General features: G+C 39.3%; 20 protein-coding genes. 4 read left to right on the forward strand and 16 right to left on the reverse strand.

Annotated elements, in window-relative coordinates; all coding sequences use genetic code 11:
- The first annotated feature begins 184 nt into the window (after window positions 1–184).
- On the forward strand, window positions 185–928 hold the full coding sequence (locus ACEXOE_RS12750; RefSeq protein ID WP_394749192.1) for a hypothetical protein: 744 nt from the start codon (window positions 185–187) through the stop codon (window positions 926–928).
- Window positions 929–1,033: 105 nt separating this feature from the next.
- Here ACEXOE_RS12750 and ACEXOE_RS12755 read toward each other — a convergent pair whose 3' ends face one another.
- The 8 genes from ACEXOE_RS12755 to ACEXOE_RS12790 all read right to left on the reverse strand — a co-directional run bounded on the left by ACEXOE_RS12755 (window position 1,034) and on the right by ACEXOE_RS12790 (window position 13,031).
- A complete protein-coding gene (locus ACEXOE_RS12755) occupies window positions 1,034–2,569 on the reverse strand; it encodes a YifB family Mg chelatase-like AAA ATPase (RefSeq protein WP_394749193.1) in 1,536 nt (511 codons plus the stop codon).
- Between the two features lie 63 nt (window positions 2,570–2,632).
- Window positions 2,633–5,032: a penicillin acylase family protein gene (locus tag ACEXOE_RS12760; RefSeq protein WP_394749194.1), complete on the reverse strand. Its 2,400-nt coding sequence runs from the start codon at window positions 5,030–5,032 to the stop codon at window positions 2,633–2,635.
- Window positions 5,033–5,130: 98 nt separating this feature from the next.
- Window positions 5,131–6,984 carry a CocE/NonD family hydrolase gene (locus ACEXOE_RS12765; protein WP_394749195.1) on the reverse strand — a complete coding sequence of 618 codons (1,854 nt, stop codon included), beginning with the start codon at window positions 6,982–6,984 and terminating at the stop codon, window positions 5,131–5,133.
- Window positions 6,985–7,012: 28 nt separating this feature from the next.
- A complete protein-coding gene (locus tag ACEXOE_RS12770) occupies window positions 7,013–8,980 on the reverse strand; it encodes a protein-disulfide reductase DsbD family protein (protein WP_394749196.1) in 1,968 nt (655 codons plus the stop codon).
- Window positions 8,977–10,287, reverse strand: coding sequence for a tRNA lysidine(34) synthetase TilS (tilS, locus tag ACEXOE_RS12775; RefSeq protein ID WP_394749197.1), 1,311 nt, complete (start codon window positions 10,285–10,287; stop codon window positions 8,977–8,979). Before tilS ends, ACEXOE_RS12770 begins: the two co-directional genes overlap by 4 nt.
- A 33-nt stretch (window positions 10,288–10,320) precedes the next feature.
- On the reverse strand, window positions 10,321–11,154 hold the full coding sequence (locus ACEXOE_RS12780; RefSeq protein ID WP_394749198.1) for an alpha/beta hydrolase: 834 nt from the start codon (window positions 11,152–11,154) through the stop codon (window positions 10,321–10,323).
- A gap of 40 nt (window positions 11,155–11,194) precedes the next feature.
- Complete coding sequence (gene pabB / locus ACEXOE_RS12785; protein WP_394749199.1) at window positions 11,195–12,493, reverse strand: aminodeoxychorismate synthase component I; 1,299 nt, start codon at window positions 12,491–12,493, stop codon at window positions 11,195–11,197.
- The gene (locus ACEXOE_RS12790; protein WP_394749200.1) at window positions 12,480–13,031 is read right to left on the reverse strand and encodes an NADPH-dependent FMN reductase; all 552 of its coding nucleotides are present in this window, start codon (window positions 13,029–13,031) and stop codon (window positions 12,480–12,482) included. The genes pabB and ACEXOE_RS12790 overlap by 14 nt, the downstream gene beginning before the upstream one ends.
- Before the next feature lie 131 nt (window positions 13,032–13,162).
- Here ACEXOE_RS12790 and ACEXOE_RS12795 point away from each other — a divergent pair, with 131 nt between their 5' ends.
- From ACEXOE_RS12795 to ACEXOE_RS12805, 3 genes are all read left to right on the forward strand, one after another.
- Window positions 13,163–14,359, forward strand: coding sequence for a heparan-alpha-glucosaminide N-acetyltransferase domain-containing protein (locus ACEXOE_RS12795; RefSeq protein WP_394749201.1), 1,197 nt, complete (start codon window positions 13,163–13,165; stop codon window positions 14,357–14,359).
- 60 nt (window positions 14,360–14,419) lie between these two features.
- Window positions 14,420–14,653, forward strand: coding sequence for a CDGSH iron-sulfur domain-containing protein (locus tag ACEXOE_RS12800; protein WP_394749202.1), 234 nt, complete (start codon window positions 14,420–14,422; stop codon window positions 14,651–14,653).
- 218 nt (window positions 14,654–14,871) lie between these two features.
- A complete protein-coding gene (locus ACEXOE_RS12805) occupies window positions 14,872–16,260 on the forward strand; it encodes a DUF3179 domain-containing protein (RefSeq protein ID WP_394749203.1) in 1,389 nt (462 codons plus the stop codon).
- A 94-nt stretch (window positions 16,261–16,354) separates the two neighbouring features.
- On the opposite strand, the gene ACEXOE_RS12810 is transcribed toward ACEXOE_RS12805, so the two are convergent.
- The 8 genes from ACEXOE_RS12810 to mgrA all read right to left on the reverse strand — a co-directional run bounded on the left by ACEXOE_RS12810 (window position 16,355) and on the right by mgrA (window position 24,833).
- Window positions 16,355–17,224, reverse strand: a complete 870-nt coding sequence (locus ACEXOE_RS12810; RefSeq protein WP_394749204.1) for a nuclear transport factor 2 family protein — start codon at window positions 17,222–17,224, stop codon at window positions 16,355–16,357.
- 97 nt (window positions 17,225–17,321) lie between these two features.
- The gene (locus ACEXOE_RS12815) at window positions 17,322–18,200 is read right to left on the reverse strand and encodes an AraC family transcriptional regulator (RefSeq protein ID WP_394749205.1); all 879 of its coding nucleotides are present in this window, start codon (window positions 18,198–18,200) and stop codon (window positions 17,322–17,324) included.
- A 76-nt stretch (window positions 18,201–18,276) separates the two neighbouring features.
- A complete protein-coding gene (locus tag ACEXOE_RS12820; protein ID WP_394749206.1) occupies window positions 18,277–18,732 on the reverse strand; it encodes an acyl-CoA thioesterase in 456 nt (151 codons plus the stop codon).
- Between the two features lie 144 nt (window positions 18,733–18,876).
- Window positions 18,877–19,587 carry a membrane or secreted protein gene (locus ACEXOE_RS12825; RefSeq protein WP_394749207.1) on the reverse strand — a complete coding sequence of 237 codons (711 nt, stop codon included), beginning with the start codon at window positions 19,585–19,587 and terminating at the stop codon, window positions 18,877–18,879.
- A gap of 164 nt (window positions 19,588–19,751) precedes the next feature.
- Window positions 19,752–20,537 (reverse strand): nucleotidyltransferase domain-containing protein, encoded by a 786-nt coding sequence (locus ACEXOE_RS12830; RefSeq protein ID WP_394749208.1) that lies wholly within the window; start codon window positions 20,535–20,537, stop codon window positions 19,752–19,754.
- A gap of 154 nt (window positions 20,538–20,691) precedes the next feature.
- Window positions 20,692–21,642 carry a hypothetical protein gene (locus ACEXOE_RS12835; RefSeq protein WP_394749209.1) on the reverse strand — a complete coding sequence of 317 codons (951 nt, stop codon included), beginning with the start codon at window positions 21,640–21,642 and terminating at the stop codon, window positions 20,692–20,694.
- A 163-nt stretch (window positions 21,643–21,805) separates the two neighbouring features.
- Window positions 21,806–23,620, reverse strand: a complete 1,815-nt coding sequence (locus ACEXOE_RS12840) for a glycoside hydrolase family 2 TIM barrel-domain containing protein (protein WP_394749210.1) — start codon at window positions 23,618–23,620, stop codon at window positions 21,806–21,808.
- A 202-nt stretch (window positions 23,621–23,822) separates the two neighbouring features.
- The gene (mgrA, locus tag ACEXOE_RS12845; RefSeq protein WP_394749211.1) at window positions 23,823–24,833 is read right to left on the reverse strand and encodes an L-glyceraldehyde 3-phosphate reductase; all 1,011 of its coding nucleotides are present in this window, start codon (window positions 24,831–24,833) and stop codon (window positions 23,823–23,825) included.
- Window position 24,834 lies beyond the last annotated feature (1 nt).

Consider the following 24,834-nt stretch of genomic DNA (forward strand, 5'->3'; position numbering starts at 1 on the left):
GCCATTCAACATTTCAAAGAATTCCAACACCAAAACTCACCCCAGTCATGCATCAACAATACAAACCGGAATACCGAATAGATTCATGGATAAACTCTAACTATGAAATTTTCATGTACAACCATACATAATTACTGCTTTTTTAAGCTCTATCAGCTTAAATTGTAATTAAACATACATCAAAATGAAAAATTTAAGAAAATATGTTCCCTGGATTATTACTATACTATTATTTACTTCAGGTCTTACCTACTATTTTTCAAAAAGATTAGGAAATGCGATTCCGATAACCATTTCTGCAAACAAAAAAGAATTATGTGTAGATGAATCAGTTATGATTTCTTGGGGCTCAATGATAAATAAAAAGTTTTGTTCTCCACAAAATACAGAACATAGTATAAGTATAATTAATCAATTAGAAAGTGCATTGACCACTTTTCGTTCAGCTGGCGAAAAAGGAGTAATAATATCTGAAGATATTGACATTTATGTAATTAATGAAACAGTCGCTTGTCTTCCCAAAGAAGTGCCTATAAATCATATGGGAAAAATAACGATTAGAACAAGGACATTAGATAATCCTGTATCATTTAGATATGAATGTGACTCCCCTCTTAAACCAATACCTCTCAATTGGTCCTTGCAAGATTCCAATAGATATATTGTAAAGATAAAGAATGAAACCAATTACCCTATAAGAATATTTGAATCAAATCACTTAGGTGAAAGTATTGGTGGAAACAGCATTAGTTTAGAACCAAATATGGAAATACCATTGGATAGAACTAATCGAATGAAAGCTAAGGGTTATTTTTTTGCGGTATACTCTAGCTTTGAAAAACCCGAAGCTACAAGATGTGAAGGACTGGCAAGTAGTATTTTACCTCCAATCAGAATGATTTTGACTACGGATTGTATAACACATTGAACACAAAATATGTGGCTGAGCGATAGTGAATTTAAAATTACTCAGAATAGGATAGCTCTCTGGCCCTGAGAAGTTTGCAACTTCACAGCAAGCTCCTACTCAACCTCACCCCAACCACCCCTCTCGATCCAAACTCCGATACTGGATCGCCTCACTGATATGTTCTTCATTGAGCTGAGCACCACCTGCTAAATCGGCTATAGTTCTAGCTACTTTTAGAATACGATCATAAGCCCTTGCCGATAGGTTTAAGCGTTCCATAGCATTCTTTAATAAATTTTTCGAAGTTTCATCTAATACACAAAATTCCCGTATTTGTTTGGTATTCATCTGTGCATTGTAATGTACATGTTCCAATTGTTCAAAACGCCTCGTTTGGCGTTCCCTGGCCCTAGTTACCCGCTTTCGAATGGTACTACTACTCTCCCCCCTTCGATCTTCGGATAGTTTATCAAAGGGAACCGGAGTGACTTCAATATGAATATCGATACGATCTAATAAGGGGCCTGATATTTTGCCCAAATAGCGTTGCATTTCCACTGGTGAGGATTGCACCGGGGCATCGGGATCATTAAAATAGCCTCCGGGACTGGGGTTCATACTGGCCACCAACATAAAACTGCTTGGATAGGTTACCGTAAAGCGTGCACGGGAAATGGTCACCTCCCTGTCTTCCAAAGGTTGCCGCATGACTTCCAATACCCCACGTTTAAATTCTGGTAACTCATCCAGAAACAAAACTCCATTATGGGATAGGGAGATTTCTCCCGGTTGCGGATAGGCCCCTCCCCCTACCAAGGCTACATCTGAGATGGTATGGTGGGGACTTCTAAAAGGGCGTTGACTCATTAGTCCCCTATTCTTTACTTTCCCCACGACACTATGGATTTTGGTAGTCTCCAAGGCTTCATGTAAGGTCATGGGAGGCAATATGGAAGGTAAACGTTTGGCCAACATGGTCTTTCCGGAGCCCGGTGGTCCGATCAGGATAATATTATGTCCGCCAGCGGCTGCAATTTCCATACAGCGTTTAATACTTTCCTGCCCTTTGACATCCGAAAAATCGAACTCTGGGAATTCCAGGTTTTTATAAAATTCGGCCCGTACATCCACTACGGTTCGCTCTAAAGGAATGCCTTGATCAAAAAAAGCGATCACCTCTTTAATGTTTTTTACGCCATAAACCTCTAAATCGCTTACAATGGCGGCTTCAGATGCATTTTCCTCGGGAACAATACAACCTTTGAATCCTTCCTCTAGCGCTTTAATGGCAATAGGTAAGGCTCCTTTAATGGGTTGAAGACTACCATCTAGGGAGAGTTCGCCCATAATGATATACTGTTCCAGATCTTTGGATTGCATTTGCCCCGAAGCCCTGAGAATACCAAGGGCTATCGTCAGGTCATAAGCAGAGCCCTCTTTCCGCAAATCGGCCGGAGCCATATTGATGGTGATTTTCTTGCCGGGAATGCGGTGTCCATTATTCAATAAGGCCGCGGCAATACGATAATTGCTTTCTTTGATGGCATTATCCGGCAGGCCTACCAAATGATAACCTACTCCCTTATCAATATTTACTTCTATAGTAATTGTGGTGGCTTCCACGCCAAAGACGGCACTTCCAAAGGTTTTGATCAACATATCATTAGATTTTTTTCTAAAATTAAGAAAATAATCTAATATTTGATAAAGATTGGAGAAGTCCTACTTTTTAGGCTTTAAGGTTAAGACGGAGGCTGCACTTTCCGTGATTTCCGTTTTATTGAGCATCATCTTACGGAATTGTCCGTTTACAAACATTTCCGCCTGGTCTTCATAATACTTGCTAAAGGGGTTGCCCGATTGTCCTGTAGGGAGAATACTCATGCTATTCTCAATATCTGAAAAGTCAATGATTCTACGTGTAGATGGCCCTCCTTTTACTTGGTACTCTCCAGAGGGTGTATACGTAAATCCCAAGTTATTGATCACCTCCCTACTTCCTTCTATGGGAAAAGGCCCTACATTAAAGAATTTGCGTAAGGCCGCTACCCGACCAATGGGATGCTCATGTTCCAGGCTATGCACTTCTCCCCATTCCCAATCATCCATATCGTCCCCCAATTGCTCCCTAAGTGCAGCAAAAGCTTCCTTATACGACTTATTGACAATGTCCTGTTTGGTTTCTTGCTCGTTCTCTGTAAACACATTATCCCACCAAATGGAATTTTCTTTTTCCGCCATACTGGCAATGGCTCGTTTCATTAAATGTGTATTCATCAATTGTTCGAACATCACTACGCCCAACTCATCTTCAAAAGTGTTTTTCAAGAAAAGGTATAGCCATTTATGAAACAAGGCTGCCTCTAGACTTGCTATAGGGTAATCTCCCTCCCAAGCGTTCAATTTATCCAGACATTCTATTTCTTCGTCCGTAAAATCTTCCACAACAATTAGTTTTGCCAAATTCACTACAATATCAGGATTCACTGCAGAAGTGACATCCGTAATCATTTCACGAGCTGCTTTACCATCCCAATCATCCTTAGCCTCCAACAATGTTACGATCCTCTTGGCCCTATTTTCGGAAAGGTAATATCCCGGATATAGCATTCCGGCAATGGAATCGGGTTGATTGTTTGCTGAATATACATAATTCCAAGGCGGATTTACGGCCTGTGGGTTTTCCGAAAAATTAAGATAACGCAAGGGTTCTTCCTTCCCTGAGCTACCATTGAGAATAAACTTGGTGTGGGTACTATCGGGCATTTGATACAATTTTGCACTTGCCCACCAAGCCACATTTCCTTGTGCATCCCCATACATCACGTTCAAGCCGGGCGCATGGATATTGGGCAAGCCTTTTTTAAACTGATCAATATTGCGCGCATGGCTCATCGCATATATGGCATCCATTACTTTATTCTCCACTTTCGTATAAATCCATGACATGGCAATGGGGCGTTCTCCGGTCACTTGATCGGCAATCCCATTAAGTATAGGGCCATGCACGGATTTCTTATAGGTAAAAGTTACATCGGTACTATCCTTTACTTTTATGGTTTTGGATACCACAGTATAATTTTCCCAGCCTGCAGCTGTTTTATACTTAAGGTTATCTGTAGGGTGATTTTCTTCATAATAAAAATCTACATCGTCATTCTCGAACATCGTCAAACCATAGGCCAAATTCCGATCGTGGCCTAACAATGGAAAGGGAATCCCGGCCAAATGATATCCATATTTCTCATAATTGGGGGCACTGACATGGGCTTCGTACCATACAGAAGGTTGACTAAAACCTATATGCGGGTCATTGGCAAAAATGACTTTTCCATTTTTCGTTTTTTCAGGAGCTATTACCCAACTATTACTTCCAATAAATTGCGGTACGGCCAATCCTTTAAGGGCTGAAGAAACCATACTTGTAATGGTATTGGGCAAGGTATCCAAGGGATTGGGAATCTTATAATTTTGGATCCAGACGGTATTGGTGTCCACATTAATTTCCAAATCCTCCAAGTAGGCTACTCCCAATTTATCTTTGATATTCGTTAACAAAGGATCTGTTTTATGGGCCATAGCGAAGCTAAAAGACATATATCCCAGTGTATTGTACATATCTTTTAGTGTGAATGGTGTTTTTTCAATACCGGTAAGATAAAATTCAATGGGCGTTGGCCCCACTTCTATAAACTGATTGATTCCATCCAAATATGCTTGGGAGAGTTGTACCACTTCTGCATTTACATCCAGATTGGCAACAGTCATCTCCGAGTTTTCATCAATACCTAAAGACAGAAAAAATTTATCGGTAGATACTACATCAGGACCAAAAACTTCAGAAAGCCCTCCCCTACCTATTCTTCGCAACAATTCCATTTGCCACAAGCGATCTTGGGCATGGACGTAGCCTAAAGATCGGAAAGCATCTTCCTTGCTTTCTCCGTAGATATGAGGTATTCCATAGGTATCGTAATATACGTTGACCTCGGTATTTAATTTGGCAATTTCCTGAGTACCGCTATAACTAGGCTTTAATGTTTGGATAACTATGAAGATAATCAAAATAAACAGCCCCAGTATGGCCAATAAAATTAGGCCAATCCTCTTCAATTTTCTCATTCGTTTTGTTGTGTGTCCAATTGTAAAGATAAATTTATTTTAGCGATAAAAAAATTTAAACTTCAAAGGTCTTATTTCAACTAAAGTCAATAAAAACCCTATGGGAGGACGGAAAATTCAATCTGGGAGCTATGGTAAACTCTATGCAATTGCTTTTTAAAATCAGTAGTTTTCGCATAAAAAATATTGTCTACATAGGTCTGTGGATTAATATCAATATAGGGGAACCAGGTACTCTGAATCTGCACTTGAATCTTATGTCCTTTTTTAAAGGTATGCAGCACATCTTGCAACTTAATATTCACCGTGGTCTCTTCATTGGGTACAAAAGGTTCGGGAGTAGAAAAATCATTGCGAAAACGTCCTCGAAGTACTTCACTTCTCACCATTTGATGATAATTCCCCATTTTTAGATAGGATTGGGTCTCTTCATAATCAGGATGATCCGCAGGATACACATCAATTAATTTAACAATCCAATCGGCGGCCGTTCCAGTAGTAGACACCTTTAATTTTGCCAAGATATCCCCTGCCAAAGTCATTGGGTTCTCCAAAGCTTCCGTCTCAAACACCAATACATCGGGTCTTCTTGCCGCAAATCGTTGATCGTCCGTCATGAATTTCCTTGGCGTAAACACCACTTTAATGTCTTCTGAATACGGAACGGGTTTCCTGGGGTCGCTGATAAACTCCTCAAAGGAAGCTACTTCCTTTTCTGTACTTTCCAATTGCTGGTCGGCTCCAAGGAAATACCTTTCCTTAGTGGCCTTCGTGGGCGGCCAATGTTCAAAGGTCTTCCATGCCTTACTTCCCGTATCGAACATATAGGCCTCGGGCAAGTTGGTTTCTCCATTTGCCTGGCCCTTTAGAAAATGGTTGAAAAACTTGGTTTCAATTTCCTCTTGATAAAAAGTAGAAATATCATCTCCAAAATATACATTTCCAATAGCCTGTCTTTTTGCATTTCTAGCCCAGTCCCCATGACTCCACGGGCCCATAACAATCGTATTATAGGTATTGCTCCGATCTTCGATGCCCTTGTATATATTTAGAGGACCATAAAGGTCTTCTGCATCGAACCAGCCTCCAACCGTCATTACGGCGGGTTGAATATTTTTAAGATGCTGCACAATTCCACGTTTTTGCCAGAAGTCATCATAATTTGGGTGATTCTTCAATTGTTGCCAAAAAACGTTATCCTCCTTGTAGTACGCATCTAAATTGGATAGTGGGCCAGCCTCCAAAAAAAACTGATATTGATCGGGCGTGCCCAAATCCGGAAATTCGTACCAAGGCGTTGTCGTAGGGGTATCTTTGATATGCCCAAAGAGGGAGGTTATTCTCCAATAACTTAACAAATAAGCACCATTGTGATGAAAATCATCAAAAAAGAAATCCCCTATGGGTGCCTGGGGAGATACAGCCTTTAATGCCGGATGACCACTTAACGTAGCATAAGCGGAATAAAATCCAGGATAGGATATTCCCCATATCCCTACTTTTCCATTATTATGATCTACATTGTGAATTAACCAGTCAATAGTATCGTAAGTATCTGTTGCCTCATCGGTTTCTTTCCCTTGCTTGTTTGGAATGTAAGGCCTCATATTGTCATAGGTTCCCTCACTGTTCCAACGTCCCCGAACATCCTCATATACCACAATATTCCCTTCCTTCATCATTTTTTGATTGGGCCCAATTTGTTTTTTGAAGGTGTTGGCACCGTAAGGACGGCTACTATACGGCGTACGCTGTAAGAGGATGGGATATTTTTTGGAGGTATCTTTAGGCGTATAAATGGTAGCGTGTAAGCTAATGCCATCCCTCATGGGTATACGTACTTCCTGCTTCGTATAATAGTCCTGAGGCACTAAGGCTGTATTCTTCTCAGAAACGCGCTTTCCACAGGAAATCAAGAGCACTAATGATGCCCATACTAAAATTTTACGCATAGTAAAAACTATATAGTGTTCATTTATACTAAGGCATGCTTCTATACCTCGTCAGGCCCTTTTCTAACCAGGCTTTATAGGTATCGCGATCCGTATACTGCACTGCCGAATTCAAGAGTTCCATTTCGGGGGATAACAAAACGTAATAGGGTTGGGAAGCTGCATTAAAATTCAACGTTTGAAATGTCCCCCATTTTTGACCTATTGTCGTTATTTCCTTCACTCTTCCTGATTGGTATTTAAAATCGAATTGTTGATTTTCCGGCAATTCTTTTCGATCATCAATATAGAGCGAAATTAAGACATAATCTTCTTTTAGTATGGAATAGATATCTGATTCGCTCCAGACATTTTCTTCCATTTTTCTACAGTTCACACAAGCCCAGCCCGTAAAATCCAATAAAATGGGTTTGCCTACACTTTTGGCATGTGCTACTCCGGAATCAAAGTCCTTAAAACAATCAATACCCAAAGGGCAATCGCTTTCGGTCTCAGCTACACTGTAAAAATCGGGAGGTAAAAATCCAAATAATTTTAAATCATAGGCTTTGAATGCTCCAAAGGCCAGGTATAGGGCAAAAACACTACTAAGAAGGCCCAAGCCCAAACGTGGAATTGTACTTTTCTTCTTAGGACCATCATGTGGAAAACGAAAGATTCCAAATAAATATAGGGCCATAGCGATAAAGACCACCACCCAGATGCCGATGAATATTTCACGCTTTAAAATTCCCCAATTCCCTACCAAATCTGCATTGGACAAGAATTTAAGGGCCAATGCCAATTCTAAAAAGCCCAAAACAACTTTTACAGTAGTCATCCAACCTCCTGATTTAGGAAGGGAGTTCAACCAAGCGGGAAAAAGGGCAAATAATCCAAATGGAAGGGCCAAAGCAACGCCAAAGCCTAACATTCCCGCCGACAAATTATAGGCAACGTCACCCTCGGCAAGAGCCGTACTCCCCAAGAGTCCCCCTAAAATAGGACCTGTACAGGAAAATGAGACGATGGCCAAGGTTACTGCCATAAAAAATATTCCGATAATTCCACCAGCCTTGGTAGAGGCTGCGTCCATTTTATTGGCCCAGGAACTAGGAAGCGTTAATTCATAATATCCAAAAAAAGAAAAGGCAAAGAATACAAAAATGGCAAAGAAAAACACATTAAGCCATATATTGGTCGCTATGGTATTCAATATCTGTGAGTCTACCGAATCAAATAGGTGAAAAGGCAAGCTCAATAGAAAATAAATCAATACGATAAAGAAGCCGTATAACAGCGCATTGGTAATTCCTTTCCCATTAGAACTGGATTGTTTGGTAAAAAAGGAAACCGTCAGTGGAATCATTGGAAATACGCAAGGGGTCAACAATGCAATGAGTCCCCCTAAGAAGCCTAAACCAAAAATCATCCAAATACTGGAACCGGAAGCTGCTCCTTTATTGGCCCCTCCCAGAATCTCTTTATTTTTTATATCCAGAACCAATTCCTGTCCCAGGGCTTCACTGCGAGCATCGATTGTTTTTTCTTCCAATACAATAGCACTACCGCTCAGGGATACGTTAAACTCCTCATCTGCCGGAATACAAACCTCTTTACATACTTGATAGGTCAACTTTACATCGATACGATCAAGACTGGCATCCAATAGTTTGATCCTTTGGGTAAAGACGGCCTTATCTTTAAAAAAGACTTCGTCCATTTCAAAGGTATCGCTATACTCCGTTTTTGTTTTACTTTCCTTTGTATCTCCTACAAGTTCGTAGGTTGTTCCCGCATCTATGTATTCCAGTTCGCTAGGCCAGGCCCCACCCTCCGGATTATGTTGGGAATACACATGCCATCCTTCAAAAATGACCCCAGTAAATACCAAATCATATTCTGTATCTGATATCTTGTTGACGGTATGGGACCACTTTACCGGATCATCATCGGTCTGGGAAAAACCGAAGAAAAGGCCAAAGAATAAAAATAAAAAGCTAATAAAATGTTTCATTCCAGTATTGTGAATTTTACGATTCTTTTTGTTTTGTCCGTAACTTTAAAACGGTGGTCAGACCGTTTTCCCATTATCCATACGATTGCTCCTTCCGAACATAATAGCCACTGCGCTTCTTTCTGGATTTGACTCATTTTTTCATCCTTGAAAAACTTACTCAATTTTTTCACTCCTCGCATACCAAATGGATAGAAATAGTCGCCTTTTTCCCATTTTCTTACGGTTAAAGGGTACTTTAATTTCTCCTTGGGGACATATAATACATTATTCGATTTCTCTTGTAAGGCATCGACTTCATCGACCTTAAGCGGAATCGGCAAGCTGACTTCAACATCTTTTTCATGGATCAGATATCGTTGTGGCTTTACTAAGATTCTTTCTTGCAAGAACAAATATTCCCTATCCTTTAACAATCGATGTGTTTTAGAAACTACTTCCTTACCACTCATAGCTGTCAAAAGGTGGGCAACATCATCCCATTCCTTAAACCCATATTCTTGAAATAAATTGTACAGATGTGCCTTTAAGGGAGTTAATTGCAGTAAGGGCGCAATGGCAATGGCAATTCCATTATCCCCTTCCTTAAACAGACGCTCTTTTAAGGCTTTCCCGTATTCTTGGGAAAGCGCAGATGTTTGCTTTAAATAGTCCTGGGTATGCGCAAAATTGGATAAAAAAGTAGGGTGTAATTCTTTTAATCGCGGAACAATCTCTTGTCGGATTTTATTTCTAAGGTATTTGGTTTCAGCATTACTGCTGTCCTCACGCCATTGCAATCCATTTTCAATGGCATAGGCTTCTATTTCAGTTCTCGAAAACAAGAGTAAGGGTCGTGCCAAGGTGGGCGTTTTTGAAGGAATTCCCAAAAGGCCGTCAATACCAGTGCCGCGCGAGAGGTTTATCAAAAAAGTTTCCAAATTGTCATCCGAATGATGCGCAGTAACTATAGTTTTCAAAGCTTTCTTTTCTATCAATTTCGAAAACCATTGATAGCGTAATTCTCGGGCAGACATCTGAACAGATACTTTATTCAACAATGCATAATCCATTGTTCCAAAATGTTTTACCACTAAATCTCTTTCAATCTTCCTTGCAAATTCGCGTACAAAATCTTCATCACCATCACTTTCCAACCCTCTCAGGTTAAAATTGCAATGGGCCAAAAGAAAATTCATGCCATTGCGCTGGCACAGATGCGATAATACAATACTATCAATTCCACCACTACAAGCCAAGAGAAAGGGGTGCTCCATTAATTCCGGGAATACTTCTTCTATATGTTTTTTAAATGTACCGAGCACCATACAAAGGTAAGTAGAAAAGCTTGTTGATAAAACTTAGGAAGCTGTCAATTGTTCTTGAAACCAATCCTGAATATGTGCCAGAACTTCATCTTTGCAGCGGTCATGATGCAATTCGTGATATCCTCCTTCGTATAGCTTCAGGCTGCTATGATTCGCCATTTCATGAAAGGATATGGTAGCCTTATGATCGATTATAGGATCGGCTGTACCATGTAGCAAAAGCGTCTTTACCTTAAGCCTGTTGGCATTTTGAATAACCCACTCCCCTGCATCCATGATAGGAAAGGAAAACATAGGGCTTACTTTATCATGTATGAGTTCATCGGCCTTATATGCTTTGACTTCTTCCGCTATTCTGGAAATTCCTCTAGCATCCAAACCAGAGGGTAATGTTAATGAAGGGAATATATGGAGCATTATTTTACCTAAGACCATTTTCCATTTTGGAGGAACAAAAGCCAGACGCAGGTATGGACTGCTTACCACCAGACCATCAATCTCGAAATCATGACGCAAAGCGTAATTCAACACTAAATTTCCTCCCATACTATGTCCATATAGAAACAAGGGTTTCTCTGAAAAAAGCGTTCTTGCTTTGAGCAATACTGCCTCTAGAATATCCATTAAAGCCTTATAATTAGGGCAATGTCCACGTTTACCCCCTGATTTCCCATGGCCGATATTGTCGTAGGCCACAACGGCCATGCCACTTTCCAATAATTTGGGAATTACGCTGTTTAGATATCTACCAGAATGTTCCCCCATGCCATGCACCAACACGACCACCCCCTTTAGGGTGTTGGGTTGCGTATACCACCCATACAGGCTGGTACCATACAGTTTAAGATCAAACTTTTGATACTCCATTTCTTAAAGCTACAATATTCTTACTAAAATACGATGCGCTTTAGCAATTTTCCAATACTTCCCGCATCGCTTTGGCCTTTAATAGACATTCTTCGTATTCCCTATGTGGTGTGGCCTTTGAGGTGATGGCACTACCTACGGAAAAGGAGATATACTTACTGGAAGCATTATACAGAATACTGCGTATGACCACATTAAAATCAAAATTGCCCGCTGGCGTAAAATACCCTACTGCCCCACTGTATAATCCACGTTTGGTCGCTTCTAATTTTTCTATGATTTTCATGGCAGAAACTTTGGGGGCACCGGTCATACTTCCCATGGGAAAACTATCTCTAATGATCTGCACAGGATCGATATCTTTATCAAATTCAGCCCTTACGGTCGATATCATTTGGTGCACCTGGGGGAAACTGTATACTTTACATAGTTCTGTAACGGCCACACTACCTTTTTGGGCATTTTTGGACAGATCGTTCCGAACCAAATCCACGATCATGATATTCTCTGCCCGCTCCTTTTCGTCCTGCGCCAATGCCTTGCCCAAGGCAACATCTTCCTTGGGATTTGAAGAGCGTTTTGCAGTCCCTTTTATAGGTTGGGAAACAACGGTGCTTCCTTCTTTTTTTAAATAGCGTTCTGGAGATGCTGAAAGTAAATAACGTTCTCCCACTTTCAGAAAACAGGCAAAAGGAGGTTTAGAAATCGTATTCAGCTTTTTATATACCGTTATAGGCTGTATTTGGGTGTCTTCTGCATAAAATTCTTGACAAAAATTGGCTTCATATACATCCCCTCTATGAATATGTTGCAAAAGACGTTCTACCCGATTAAAATATTCATCTTTAAAAATTCTCATTTTAATGCGGATATCTGTCGTTCCTTTTTTGGCTTCTTCTGATATCCCCAATGCTTGGATTTCATTAAAATCATGGGTTATTTCTTCACCCACCATATTCAAATAAAGGAACTCCGCTGTATTCCCTTGAATCCGAATGATTTTTTTGGGTTGAAAAAAGAAGAGGTCAGAAAATCCAAGTCCATCCCTATTTTGCGACTCCAATTCCTCCACATCATTCTTTAAGTCATAGGATAAATATCCAAAAATCCAGTCTTGCGTATTGGAACGATAGACCGATAAATCCTCAAAAGCATCGGAAGTATCCGTTACTATGGAAGTTAGCGCATCTACTGCCAAAATACAATCAAAAGCGCCATAAAGATCTTTAACCCCATTCCCATCGAGCCATAGGACTTCGTAAAATTGCTGTGCCCAATCTTGTAATCGCTCCTTAAATTTTTGGATATCTGGAACCGTAAAGGAACTACTTTGTCGCAATAGACTCTATTTTATTCATAAATAGCGTTATGGCATCCGCATGGCCTTGGGCCAATTCAGCATCCAAGATTCCTTCCGTTTCCTTAAAATTGATGTGAAAAGAAGGCAGGGAATAGGTGGTGACTACTGTAGCTCCAAACCTTCCCAACATACCACTCACAACTTCCAAAGCCCCAATACCTCCTCTTTTTCCTGGGGAAGTTGCCATCAACAATACGTTTTTCCCATCTATAAATTTTCGGTCCAAGCGAGACAACCAGTCCAATAGATTCTTAAAATAGGCCGATGGATAACTATTATGCTCGTTTACAGCTATAATTAAACCATCTGCGGCGGCAATATCGCCTTTAAATTCTACCAAAGAATTCGAAAAGCCTTTCGCTTTTTCTTCATCTTCACTATACATTGGGAAAGGATAGTTTGCCATATTCAATGTCGTAACATCATGCCCGCTAATCTTTGACACGGTATGTTTTATCAATTTGAAATTCAAAGAATTGGAAGAATTACTTCCTGCAAAAGCCAATATCGTTCCCATAGTTACGTTAGTGTTTTTATTCCTAGCGAAAATAAAGCAAATACGAATGAATTGCGAGTATTTTGACTAATTTTGCAAAGGAAACATCCAAAACTACTGTTACACAAGTATATAAGGCAGTAATCTAGATCATGAAAGCAAAGAGCAACAGATTGTATTTTGTAGATGCCATACGGGCATGGGCCATACTCATGATGCTTCAAGGGCACTTTGTAGATGGTCTTCTAGATCCTATTTTTAGGGACAGTAGCCATACGGGGTATAAGATATGGCTCTATTTTAGAGGTATTACTGCTCCAGTATTTTTCACGGTTTCCGGATTTATCTTTACGTATTTATTGATAAAAGTACCCGAGAAAGGATTAAAAAATCCTCGGGTAAAAAAAGGAATAAAACGAGGTTTGCAGTTATTACTTATTGGTTATGTATTGCGCATGAACCTCTTTGGGCTACTGTCCGGACATATTTATGAGTCATTTTATATTGTAGATGTACTCCATTGTATTGGATTGTCTATCCTTGGCATTGTTGGAATCTACGTTCTTACTGCAAAGCAAAAAGCCGTTGTATTTCCCTCCTTTTTAGTACTGATTACTGTAATCCTTTTCTTTTTTGAGCCGCAATATGCCAATCTTGCGCACACCTACCTTCCCAAGGGAATTGCCAACTATTTCACCAAAATCAATGGTTCTGTATTTACTATTTTTCCTTGGTTTGGCTATGCCACTTTTGGAAGTTTTCTGGCTTTGCTTTTTTCCAAATACAAAAATGTTGCATTTCTGTATCCCAAGGCCATAAGTATTTCATTGATCAGTGGTTTTTTACTGATTTTTTATTCTTCAGCGGTTTTACTTAAGATTGGGGATATTAGTGGAATATCATTATTTACGGATGTTTATTACAATAACTACTTATTTATTAGATTGGGTGACGTCTTGGTTGTTTTTGCCGTATTTATGTTGCTCAGGCGCTTTATGATTCGCCCAACCCTATTGAAGATTGGGCAGAGTACGCTTTCCATTTATGTCATACATTTTATTATCCTTTATGGCAGTCTAACCGGTATAGGGTTGTATCAGTACTTACACCATAGCTTATCGCCGGCAATAGTAATTGTAGGCGCTCTTTTGTTCATGATTGTATGTACCTTTTTATCCTTGCAATACGAAAAGAAAAAAGAAGGCATTCATTTATCCATAGCCACTTTTTTTCGCTACCTCAGAGTACAACTGGAAAGTATCCGTCCTGTGGTGCTTCGTTTTTTTAAAATTGCCTATCACAAGGTGAAATTGCTGCTTTTGCGTTTATTTAGATTAGCTAAAAATTAAATCCTTACTGTTTTTTATGCGCTTCTTTTTAGTATTTTGGCATTCCAAAAAAAATAAACCATGGAAGAAAATAAAGAATATTCCCCTATTGCTGTTGATTTAGTAAAAGATAAAAGATACGCTTGGTGTACCTGTAGTCACAGTAGTGACCAACCCTTTTGTGACGGTTCCCATAGAGCACATAATGCGACACCCTCAATGAGTTTTTCTGTAGAAGAAGACAAAACAGCTTATTTATGTACGTGTAAAAAAACTTCGAACCCACCTTATTGTGATGGTTCGCATAAGAATTAACTAACTAACTCATATTTTTAATTCTCAAGTAAAATGGAATCCTAGGATTCCATTTTTTTTGCTTCCAATCTATAAATTCTTGTTAAAACCGCATCTATACCGCTTATCAAGGGTAAAATAGCTGTAATCATCACTTCCCTTCCCCGACAGAAAAAGTATCCTTTATTTCGATACGTATGGTTTCCTATATAAAATATGCTAGTTTCTTCTGTTTTTTATTGAGTTCTATAACCCTTACCTCCTATTTTATAAAAACGGCAGAATCCGAAACAACATCCAAGTTTAAGGCTGAAGTCACACCAACTTCCATTTCTGTAGCCAAAGAAGAAGTAGTCGCTAACTTTCTAAACCTTCTTCGCGCTACCGATGAAGTATCTTTGGGCAAATCCCTTGCCTATATTAATGGCCATTGGGAGGAAAGTTATGAGATTATGCTGATCGAAAGTCTCTATTTTACCCAGAACAGGAGATTTGGGAATAAAATAGTCCGGTTGTTGGAAAAGAAAACCAAGAAAAATTACGGCTATGATTTTGACAAATGGTTTCAATGGATATGGAGTAAAGATGCGGCCTATTCCGATGAATATTACGAGTTTAAGGCAAAATCCCATTCCCTTATCGATACAAAATTTAGACGATATTTTGAAAATCGCGCCGATCAGAGTACAATCCGTTTGGACGAAGTTCGATGGGGCGGTGTACTGCAAGATGGAATTCCTCCTTTGCGAGGCCCAGAAATGATCAATGTTGCGGAAGCTACCTATTTACGGGATAGTAATATTGTTTTTGGTATTGAGGTCAATGGAGATGCACGAGCCTATCCAAAAAGGATTTTGGCTTGGCACGAAATGTTTGTGGATACTGTGGGCAATGTTCCCGTAGCCGGAGTTTATTGTACTCTGTGCGGTACCGTTATCCTATATAAAACAGAACATAAAGGTGTAAACCATGCCATGGGTACCAGCGGGTTTTTATACCGTTCCAACAAATTGATGTATGACAACGCCACCCAATCTTTATGGAGTACTTTGGATGGGGAACCTGTTATAGGGCCCTTAGTAGGAAAAGGGATTCAATTGGAGTATTTAAGTGTAGTCACCACCACTTGGAAGGAGTGGAAAGAACGGCATCCCGATACCAAAGTATTATCGCTAAATACCGGCCATAGAAGAGATTATGGGGAAGGTGTTGCCTACCAACAATATTTTGCTACGGACGATTTAATGTTTACCGTACCCAAGATCGATAGGAGTTTAAAAAACAAAGATGAAATCCTAGCGATCCGTCTTCCAAATAGTAAGGATAATTACGCTATTTCCAGTAAATACCTACGTAAGAACCCCATTTTTGAATCAAAAATAGGCGCAGTGAACTATGTTGTTTTTACGGATAAAACAGGCGCACATCGGGTATACAAATCCAAAAATTTACGCTTTACATCCTATGACGGGAAAAGTACCGCTTTAGATAACAAGGGTGTTTCATGGAATTTAACAGAAGAAGGAATGGAAAATGCCAATGGGGATACTTTGGAACGTTTTCCATCACATAATGCTTTCTGGTTTGGCTATAAAGCAGCTTATCCAGAGGTGCAGTTGATTCATTAAAAAATGAATTTCCCTGCGAAAAGCCACTTCCGACAAGGAATGTGGCTTTTCATTTGAATATTAAAATCCCGCTCCATTAAGAAAATAGCTCTTTCTATTCAGGGAAATTAAATTTTCCATTATGATGCTTCCACTCAGATTCGGGCGCTATTTCCTCCACAACATCCCAATGCTCTACTATTTTTCCTTGGGCAACACGGAAAAGATCATAATAAGAAACTTTGACACCAGCAAAGCTTCCTTCGCTAATTGCCAATACAAAATTCCCTTCCCCTAGCACCTTATGCACCTTATGGTACACCATGGCAATACCATTCTTTTGCATTGCTTCCAAAGCTGCTCCAAGGCCGGAAAGCCCATCTGCAATATCGGGATTGTGTTGCAGGTATTGATCTCCTTCAATAAAATCCCCTAATCTATCCATTTGACCTTGAACAAGAATGTTGGAAACAAAGTTCCTCACCAATGTCTTATTTTCAGCGGTTTTCTCCAAATCCGTGATCGTCGTTTCTCCGTCTACTTGCGTGCGACCACTGGGATTTGGGGATTTCATCGCAATGAGATTGTCCCAATGCTCCACGATCTTCCCATTTTCAAAACGAAAAACGTCAAAGCCAATTTTTGGTCCAAAGAAATCATATACGGTATGGGCAAAGGTATAATCACCATCTTCAAAGGTTCTGATAACCTTCGCTTTGAATCCACCATTGGGCGCATTCTGTAGCACTGCACCAAAACCTTCCAAACCATCTGCCACCCCCAAATTGTGCTGAATGTATTTTTCTGGATGAATATAGTTCACGGCAGTTGAATCACCTGTTTCCAGACTTCTTAGTAAAGCTTCCGTTTTTTCTCTCTTTGTTATTTCCATTTTTTCTTCATTTTTAATTGTTACTTCTTTTTTTTCTGATTTGCAGGATGCAAAGCCTATCATTCCAAGGATGATGTATGTTTTATAGCTCATCTTGTAGTGTTTTATTTCAGGTACAAAAATATTTGGTACCACAAGAAGTAATTTGGTAGAAATGAAGTTAAAAATGGTTAATATCGAACCTATATTACTATTTATACATTTTTTTAAAGGAATTTGGGGTTAATCCTGTAAATTTCTTAAAATACTTTACAAAATTTGTAGGCTCTTCGAAGCCGAGGAAAAAAGAAACTTCTGTACTTTTCATAGAAGAATTCACTAATATTCTCTTGGCTTCTAAAATGACGAATTCATCGATATAATGTTTGGCGGTCACCCCAATGCTCTCTTTACAGATATGATTCAAATGTTTATAGGAAATGTGCATTTCTTTTGCATAAAATAGGGCATTTCTGCTTTTTGTAAAATCGGTTTTCAATAAGGATTGAAATTTCAAAAAAAGCTGTAGTAGCTGTGATTCTTTAATTTCTTGGGTCTGATATTGCTTTAGTTGCTCCAATTTTGAGAACAAAATGGTAAAGAGGGCATCAATGATATTTTTCTTATTGAAGGTCCCTCCCTTCTTATAGAATTCTTCATGGAAGAATTGAAAATAGGAGGTTACATTGGATGCAAGGGGGACTTGTATCAAGGGAGTGAACAAATGCGGTGTAAACAGACGTACGATGACGTTTTTTGGGAGTTTGTTCAATTGTTCTTTAAAATATCGTTCTGTAAATAGTATGATATACCCTTTTACCCCTGGATCAAATCTAAAAGCATTGATCTGCCCTTTGGATAGATACAAGAGGGTGTTCTTTTTTACTTTATGCCATACAAAGTCGATCAACTGTTCTGTCTCCCCCTGCGTATAAAAGACCAACATATAAAATTTTAGTTGATGGGCCTTATTCGGGAAGTGATCTAACTGATGTTTCCGTGCATTTAAATCCTCAAGGGTTATGATTTCTATATCCTTTACATCGGGGTGACTGCTTTTAAACGGTATTTCTGGCAGTTCTTTGTTCATGGCCATTGCCTGTTCGGTACGGACTTATGGCGCTGCAATACTATTGCGAGTATGCCTATATTCTTATTTAAGGTGTTCAATTGGAGGTTGATTTCGCTTTTTTATAGGTGTACTCTTCTCCTAAAGGGAGTTCATGTAATGCTTTGGCAATGTGGGTTGGAGGCACTGTCAACTTTCTTTTTCCCAGATCCATCCATGCGCCTTTTGTAGTAATATGGGCACTCTTTTCCCCATTGTGATTAAAAATTTCATGGTGCAATATCCATCTGGAGGCATCTTCTGAAATCTCTCCTTTTAAGAGGTTGATTTTTATCGTATCATCAGGATGCAATTCCCTAATAAAGGAGCATTCTTCCTTAAACAAAATAGGTCCTAGCTCTAGTTCGTTCATCACTGTAGAACTAAATCCTAATTCGTTAAAAAACCGAATTCTAATATGCGCTCCATAATCATAATAGGCCGAATGTCTCACATGCCTGTTCTGATCGCAGTCTGCCCATCGAATTACTACTTCCTGTTCAAATTTCTTCATGCTTAAATATCTACAATCGTATTTTTTTTCTGCCGTTAAAAATACGACCAACTTTCCAATTACAGCTCAAGATTCTTAACTCATTTGAAAGCTTCAATCTTCAAATCCATATACATTTCATATACTATGGCAGAAGGAGGAACATCATTCGCGCACACTCCATATTTCATGGATAGGATTTCCTTTACTGGAAAGGCCGGAGTGATGCCACTTACCGTCAATAAGTTCATAGTTAAAATTCAACTTAGCTCCTACTCTGGAATCATCCCTTGAGAAAAATTCGATCTGCTCTGTATAGGTGCCATCCACGGTGGTATAAGTTCCGCCCCCCGTTCCCATAAATTGCTTTGTCTCGGTATTATAGGCAATCCATTGAAAACGTGTTCCCGATAGTATTTTCATTGTTTTTCGGGGTCTGTTCACATCTCTTGACTGTGTTTTACCATCTCGAATTCTCCCCGACATCAACCACGCGCCTTGCAATTTTCCCGGCAAGCCTTTATCTATCCGTTTTAATGTCATTTCATGACCTACAATCCCCATGATACTGTCCTTATTGTATACTTTAAATTGTATTTCAGAACCAACGCGCTCCGCATTCTTTGTATCGAACTCCACTTTTTCGGTCATCATATCCCCTTCTAACTTCCATGTACCCCCATTAGAACTCACAAATTTTCCGGTTTCTGCTTCATAGGTGCTTATTACCTGATGTTTCTCCGAAAAAATCACCACACTTTTAAGTTTCACTCCTTCTTCAGAAGTATGATATCCTTCCCAAGCCCCTATAAAACCCTGTCCCTTGACTGCAAGGACAAAAATTGAACAAATAAGTAAACAAAGTATTTTTTTCATGACTTTATGTGTATTTAATTCTTGAATCGGTACTATCTTTCTACAAGCAAGAAGATGGCTAACTAAAATAACAAATAAAAAAGAAAAGGAATGGTCCTAAGGATTTCCTTTAAAAATTAAACCTACGCTTTCTTCCATTGTTAACGAAGTACAGCCATATTCACTTAGGTTCCCCTATTTTCAATGTCCTGAAAATATGCCATCACTTTTTCCTCACTTTGTACTTGCAAGTGAATAGTATCATCAAAAAGTGTGGCTCTTAAACTTCGGTACAATGTCACCGTCTCTCGTAGGCTTTTCAATAAGGAAGTCCGATCATAGGTTGGAATAGTGCCTTTTAAATCCATAAAATCCAGAGTATTGAGCTCTGTTTCTACTTTTCGTACGGCCCTCGGAAGATTCCCGTTTTTTATATGAAGTAAGGGTCCCAACACCACCATTCTCAAAAAGCCAAAAAAATCAAAGGCTTCCAAGTATTCTCCTCGACCAATCTTAAGTAAAGCATAGTGTATCCATGTCCAAAAACGATCTTCGACCCACTGGTAATCGGGCATAGGAAATTTGGCTTTCGATTGATCCAGCACCTTTTGAACCTGCCCTTCCCGATCCAATAGAAGGTATGGTGTTTCCACACGTTGATCAAGCTCCGATAATGTCAGAAATTTAATATCCACATGAAGTAAAGGGGCATCATAAAGACAAATCAATACTCTAGGTTCTCCTACATGTTCACCAGTAAAGCCAGACAAAAAGTTTCCCAGTTTGCCTGCATATTCCAACATTTTATCTTTATCTCCAGATACCTTCTCTTCAGTGATCAAAATCAAATCAATATCCGAAAATTCATCCATGTCATTGGTCAACCAGGAACCGCCAACGGCCAATCCAATAACCGCTTCCTCTTTTTCCAAAATCCGGGCCGCATTGCGGGCAAACTCCTTTTGTATCAAAACAATTTAATTTGTGTTAAAGCATTCGTGACATAGGGACGAGCAATCTTACCATGCTGATACATCCTAGACTTAAAATTAATAAACACAAATTGGTTTTGTCCTCTTCTGCCGTTCTTTTTTGAAAACAATTCATTTTCTGTCCTGATAGTTCTCAATACCATCTATCCGATAGGTAGAGATCCACTCCTATCTTTTTCTCTATCAAAATTAGTGCATCCCGTAATTCATAGGGGCGCATATTTATTTTTTCCCGTAATGCATTTGTTTTTGAAAGCTTAGCGGGTGTAGGCCGATCAAGAATACCATAAGTAGGTTCCTTTCTATTGTATTTCACGGAAAGATACCAATCGTCTATCACCGCAAATTCATAGGGTGAAATCTGCCCATTCTGTAGGCATACCATCAATTTTGGTTTCAATTTAGGATAGCTACTATCTTTTTTAGTGTAGGGCGTAGAAATGGAATTGTGATGACTCAATATGGTAGACATCCAATACCGGTTCCCAATTAATCTTTCACTTGGAAATCCGTAGGCATCCAGAATATTGGAAAATTCTTGAATTTGTTTTTCACTATGGGGGGCAAATCTACGTTCTGCATATCGCTCCTTGGCCTTTGAACCAAATTTGAACAATGCCTTAAGCGCCTTCCTTTGGTCTTTGGAATACATTTTCTTTACTTGTTTTCGGATTTCACTGTTCCATGTAAACGTGTGCTGTTTTCTAAGATTCCTATATTTCTTTCTGACAAGCTTCCAATCTTCTTCTTTTCTTAGTGGTTTTAGGAAGTTGTTGTTCTTTATAGATTTCATTGTCCAACCAGAACGAATTCCTTCCTGTAGATATGTTATTGCTTTTTCTTTATCCCCTAAGTAAAATGCCAGTTGTGTTGCCACTTGATATTCTCTTAAGAATACAAAATCATATTCTCCCAACAAACGATCATAGATGCGAAGTGCATCTTTATAATTTTCAGATGCTATGAGTTCTTCGGCTTCAATAACCGCTTTATGATAGACATTATAATCAAGGGGCTTGTCCGCATACACTGAGGTACAGAAAAAAAATAAAATTAAGGTCAATTGCTGTGAAATTCCAATCATAAACGCCTTTTTAATGCTATTCCAAGGTTCCAAATCTTGTTCCCTATACCTATAGACGAGTTGTTGTTGGAAATCGTTGCCTGTTAGAAAAGAATGTTATGTGCATGCATGGAAAAGTCCTATGAAAACGGTAGCGGGGTTTTATAGTAACGGAAGTACTGTACTATTCAAAAACTACCTCATCAATATAAATATCTTGTGGTAGGCCATAACTTCTTGAGAATACCACCAAGCCAGAACGAATACAGCTTAAATCTAGCTGATTGAGCTTGATTGTATATTTTTTCCATTTTGTATTTAAGGTAATTTCTTTTGATTTCTTGGCAGAATCCGGAAATGGCTTATCCGTATCGATTAATCCAAAACCAACCGTAGCTACTACCTTTTTTTTACTTGCTTTTGCCCAAAAACTAAATTTTTTCGCTCCGCTAAGGTCATATCCCCCTAATTTTTCTCCCCAATCATTGGGAGGATCCACAAGGCCCACTCCATACCAATCATAATTTGCCGTATACGCAATTTTAAGGGCAGATTTTCCAGCGTATACCTCATTTTCATGTTCCAAATCTACTTTTAAGGCTTTATAATTTCCCATATGGGCCGAGGGACTAAACGGAAGGTCTCCCCCATCTTTATACACATAAAAGGGAAGCTCTACTTTTGCCGCAACAAACTTTTTATCCTTCACTTCTTCATCCAAAACAATAATGGAGGATGTTGCAATGCCCAAATTTCCAGCGGTATCACTGACATGGGCATATATTTTTATGGGACCATTTTCCTTGGGTAAAAGCAGCTTAAAACCATCCTCTAAACTTCCTTTGAAATTGAGTGTATTGATTTGATCTCTTCGTTTTCTACTCCCACTTCTTTGATTGTAGTAAAAGCTCACCGCTAAGTTTTCCTGTTCATTATCAAATACTTCAAGCGTTATTGGAATCCAAGTTCCACTTTGCACTGCAGTATCCGGAAGTTCAAATTTTATGATTTCAGGGGTGTTATTCAAAGGTTTCTTCCCAGTATATGCTTCTCTAATTGCCCAATATTGCGGACGAATCTTATCCCTATGATGCGTGAACAACCACGGAGCGATAAAATCTTTACCATTGGCATAGTGAAATATGTACACTCCCAAGCAATTGGGTTTATTCTTGATCCAATTTTGATATCCAAGGACAATGGCATCATACTTTTCCTGATCTGTTGGTTCTACAACAACGTCATTTAGTTTTTCCTTGATGTCCCATTCCCCAGTAACCCCAAATTCCGTAATGATATAGGGCTTATCAATGGCTCTTTTTTTTAGTTCCGAATTTAAATACTGGGCTCCCGGGCCGTAACTATTTAATCCGTAGATATCAATGGAAGGCACAAACTTCTGCCACCAATCCAATCCAAAAGTCCAGGCTTCCACGGAAACTATGGGGTGGTTTTTATCTGCATCTTTAATACTACTACAGATACGTTCCAACAATTTGGAATAGGCCTCTTTTTCGGCATCCGTGGCTATATTAAGATACACTTCGTTTCCAACACCCCAACTAAGCAAAGCCGGATGGTTTTTGTACTGCTCCACAATAGTAAGTGCATTGGTATACATGGTTTCCATTCCTTCCTTGTCTTCCAGATAATTGAAACTGTCGTCCGCTTCCATCCCAGGGCGACCGTGTCGCATCCAGATACCCACCATTACTTTAATGTCATAAGCATGGGCAGCATCGAGCAATTTTGCGGTATTTTTATTGGTGGCCCATATCCGAATGGTATTTACGCCAATGGATTTTAAATCTTTAAAATAGGTTTCATAATGATCCACTTCCCGATCATACCCAAAAGTCACCCCTTTTACATCAAAGGATTTTCCGTTGACCAATAAGGTCCAAATACTATCTTGTTTAACTACCGTAGTCTGTGCATGCAAGGTGCCCAATAAAAAACAAGATATAAGATACAGGAAGGGGTATACTTTTGTTTTCATGAAAATGTCTTTTTTTCACTTCGTTTTACTTCGATCATTGCCATTGTTGCAATGCCATTTAATTATATCATCCGGCCAATGCACGGTAGCTATCCACTCTGTTCCAATGTACAAAACTAAACTGGTACTTACATCCATAAAAAAACCACATTTAAATAAAATGTGGTTTTTTTATGGTTACAGCTTAGAGCGCTTCCTTATTTTATGAATTCTCATCAATCAGTCGCATCTCCTCTTCTGTAAATTGCAATTGTTCCAAAGCGGCCATGTTTTCTTTTAATTGCCCAGGTGAACTTGCACCTATTAACACAGAGGCAACGCTTTTTTGATTCAACAACCACGCAATTGCCATTTGCGAGAGTTTTTGCCCTCTGGCTTCCGCAATTTTAGCGAGATTCTGAATTTTTACAAGATTTTCTTCTACCTGTTCCGTATTGAGGTAGGTAAAATTCTTAGCCGCTCTAGAGTCCTTGGGAATTCCCCCAATATATTTATTCGTCAACATTCCCTGGGCCAAAGGGGAAAAGGCAATACAACCCACGCCATTGGCTTCCAAGGTATCTAACAATCCTGCTTCCGGACTTCGCTCAAAAATGGAATACTTGGACTGATTTAGAATAAAAGGAGCCTTTAATTCCCTTAAAAGTGCAGCTGCCTTTTGCGTATCTTCAGGTCCATAGTTAGATATTCCCACATACAGCGCCTTTCCTTGACGCACCATATCGGCCAGGGCTACCATGGTTTCCTCCAAAGGAGTATCAGGATCTGGACGATGATGGTAAAAAATGTCCACATAGTCCAAGCCCATACGTTTCAAACTTTGATCTAAGCTTGCCATTAAATACTTTCTAGACCCCAAATTTCCATAGGGCCCGGGCCACATATCATAACCTGCTTTAGATGCTATAAAAAGCTCATCGCGATAGGGCAAAAAGTCCTTCTTCAATAAAATGCCAAAATTCTCTTCGGCGCTACCATAAGGTGGGCCATAATTGTTTGCCAAATCAAAATGGGTAACGCCCATATCAAAGGCCGTTCGTAGAATGTCCCTTCCATTCTGAAGACTATCCACAAAACCAAAGTTGTGCCATAAGCCCAAAGAAATTGCTGGCAATAATACCCCGCTCTTTCCAGAACGGTTATATTTCATGCTATCGTAACGTGTGGAATCTGCGGCATAGGCCGTAGTTCCTGTTTTATCCCCTATTTGCATA

This window comes from Spongiimicrobium salis, assembly GCF_043678055.1.
GTDB classification, from domain to species: domain Bacteria; phylum Bacteroidota; class Bacteroidia; order Flavobacteriales; family Flavobacteriaceae; genus Spongiimicrobium; species Spongiimicrobium salis.

What these genes read in the sequence shown, in the direction of transcription:
- ACEXOE_RS12795 (WP_394749201.1), top strand. Translation starts at nt 13,163, where the DNA reads ATGAAAGCAAAGAGCAACAGATTGTATTTTGTAGATGCCATACGGGCA.
- ACEXOE_RS12765 (WP_394749195.1), bottom strand. Translation starts at nt 6,984, where the DNA reads ATGCGTAAAATTTTAGTATGGGCATCATTAGTGCTCTTGATTTCCTGT.
- ACEXOE_RS12810 (WP_394749204.1), bottom strand. Translation starts at nt 17,224, where the DNA reads ATGAGCTATAAAACATACATCATCCTTGGAATGATAGGCTTTGCATCC.
- ACEXOE_RS12755 (WP_394749193.1), bottom strand. Translation starts at nt 2,569, where the DNA reads ATGTTGATCAAAACCTTTGGAAGTGCCGTCTTTGGCGTGGAAGCCACC.
- ACEXOE_RS12825 (WP_394749207.1), bottom strand. Translation starts at nt 19,587, where the DNA reads ATGAAAAAAATACTTTGTTTACTTATTTGTTCAATTTTTGTCCTTGCA.
- ACEXOE_RS12820 (WP_394749206.1), bottom strand. Translation starts at nt 18,732, where the DNA reads ATGAAGAAATTTGAACAGGAAGTAGTAATTCGATGGGCAGACTGCGAT.
- ACEXOE_RS12750 (WP_394749192.1), top strand. Translation starts at nt 185, where the DNA reads ATGAAAAATTTAAGAAAATATGTTCCCTGGATTATTACTATACTATTA.
- tilS (WP_394749197.1), bottom strand. Translation starts at nt 10,287, where the DNA reads ATGGTGCTCGGTACATTTAAAAAACATATAGAAGAAGTATTCCCGGAA.
- ACEXOE_RS12760 (WP_394749194.1), bottom strand. Translation starts at nt 5,032, where the DNA reads ATGAGAAAATTGAAGAGGATTGGCCTAATTTTATTGGCCATACTGGGG.
- ACEXOE_RS12815 (WP_394749205.1), bottom strand. Translation starts at nt 18,200, where the DNA reads ATGAACAAAGAACTGCCAGAAATACCGTTTAAAAGCAGTCACCCCGAT.
- ACEXOE_RS12780 (WP_394749198.1), bottom strand. Translation starts at nt 11,154, where the DNA reads ATGGAGTATCAAAAGTTTGATCTTAAACTGTATGGTACCAGCCTGTAT.
- ACEXOE_RS12800 (WP_394749202.1), top strand. Translation starts at nt 14,420, where the DNA reads ATGGAAGAAAATAAAGAATATTCCCCTATTGCTGTTGATTTAGTAAAA.
- ACEXOE_RS12835 (WP_394749209.1), bottom strand. Translation starts at nt 21,642, where the DNA reads ATGATTGGAATTTCACAGCAATTGACCTTAATTTTATTTTTTTTCTGT.
- ACEXOE_RS12790 (WP_394749200.1), bottom strand. Translation starts at nt 13,031, where the DNA reads ATGGGAACGATATTGGCTTTTGCAGGAAGTAATTCTTCCAATTCTTTG.
- ACEXOE_RS12770 (WP_394749196.1), bottom strand. Translation starts at nt 8,980, where the DNA reads ATGAAACATTTTATTAGCTTTTTATTTTTATTCTTTGGCCTTTTCTTC.
- mgrA (WP_394749211.1), bottom strand. Translation starts at nt 24,833, where the DNA reads ATGCAAATAGGGGATAAAACAGGAACTACGGCCTATGCCGCAGATTCC.
- ACEXOE_RS12840 (WP_394749210.1), bottom strand. Translation starts at nt 23,620, where the DNA reads ATGAAAACAAAAGTATACCCCTTCCTGTATCTTATATCTTGTTTTTTA.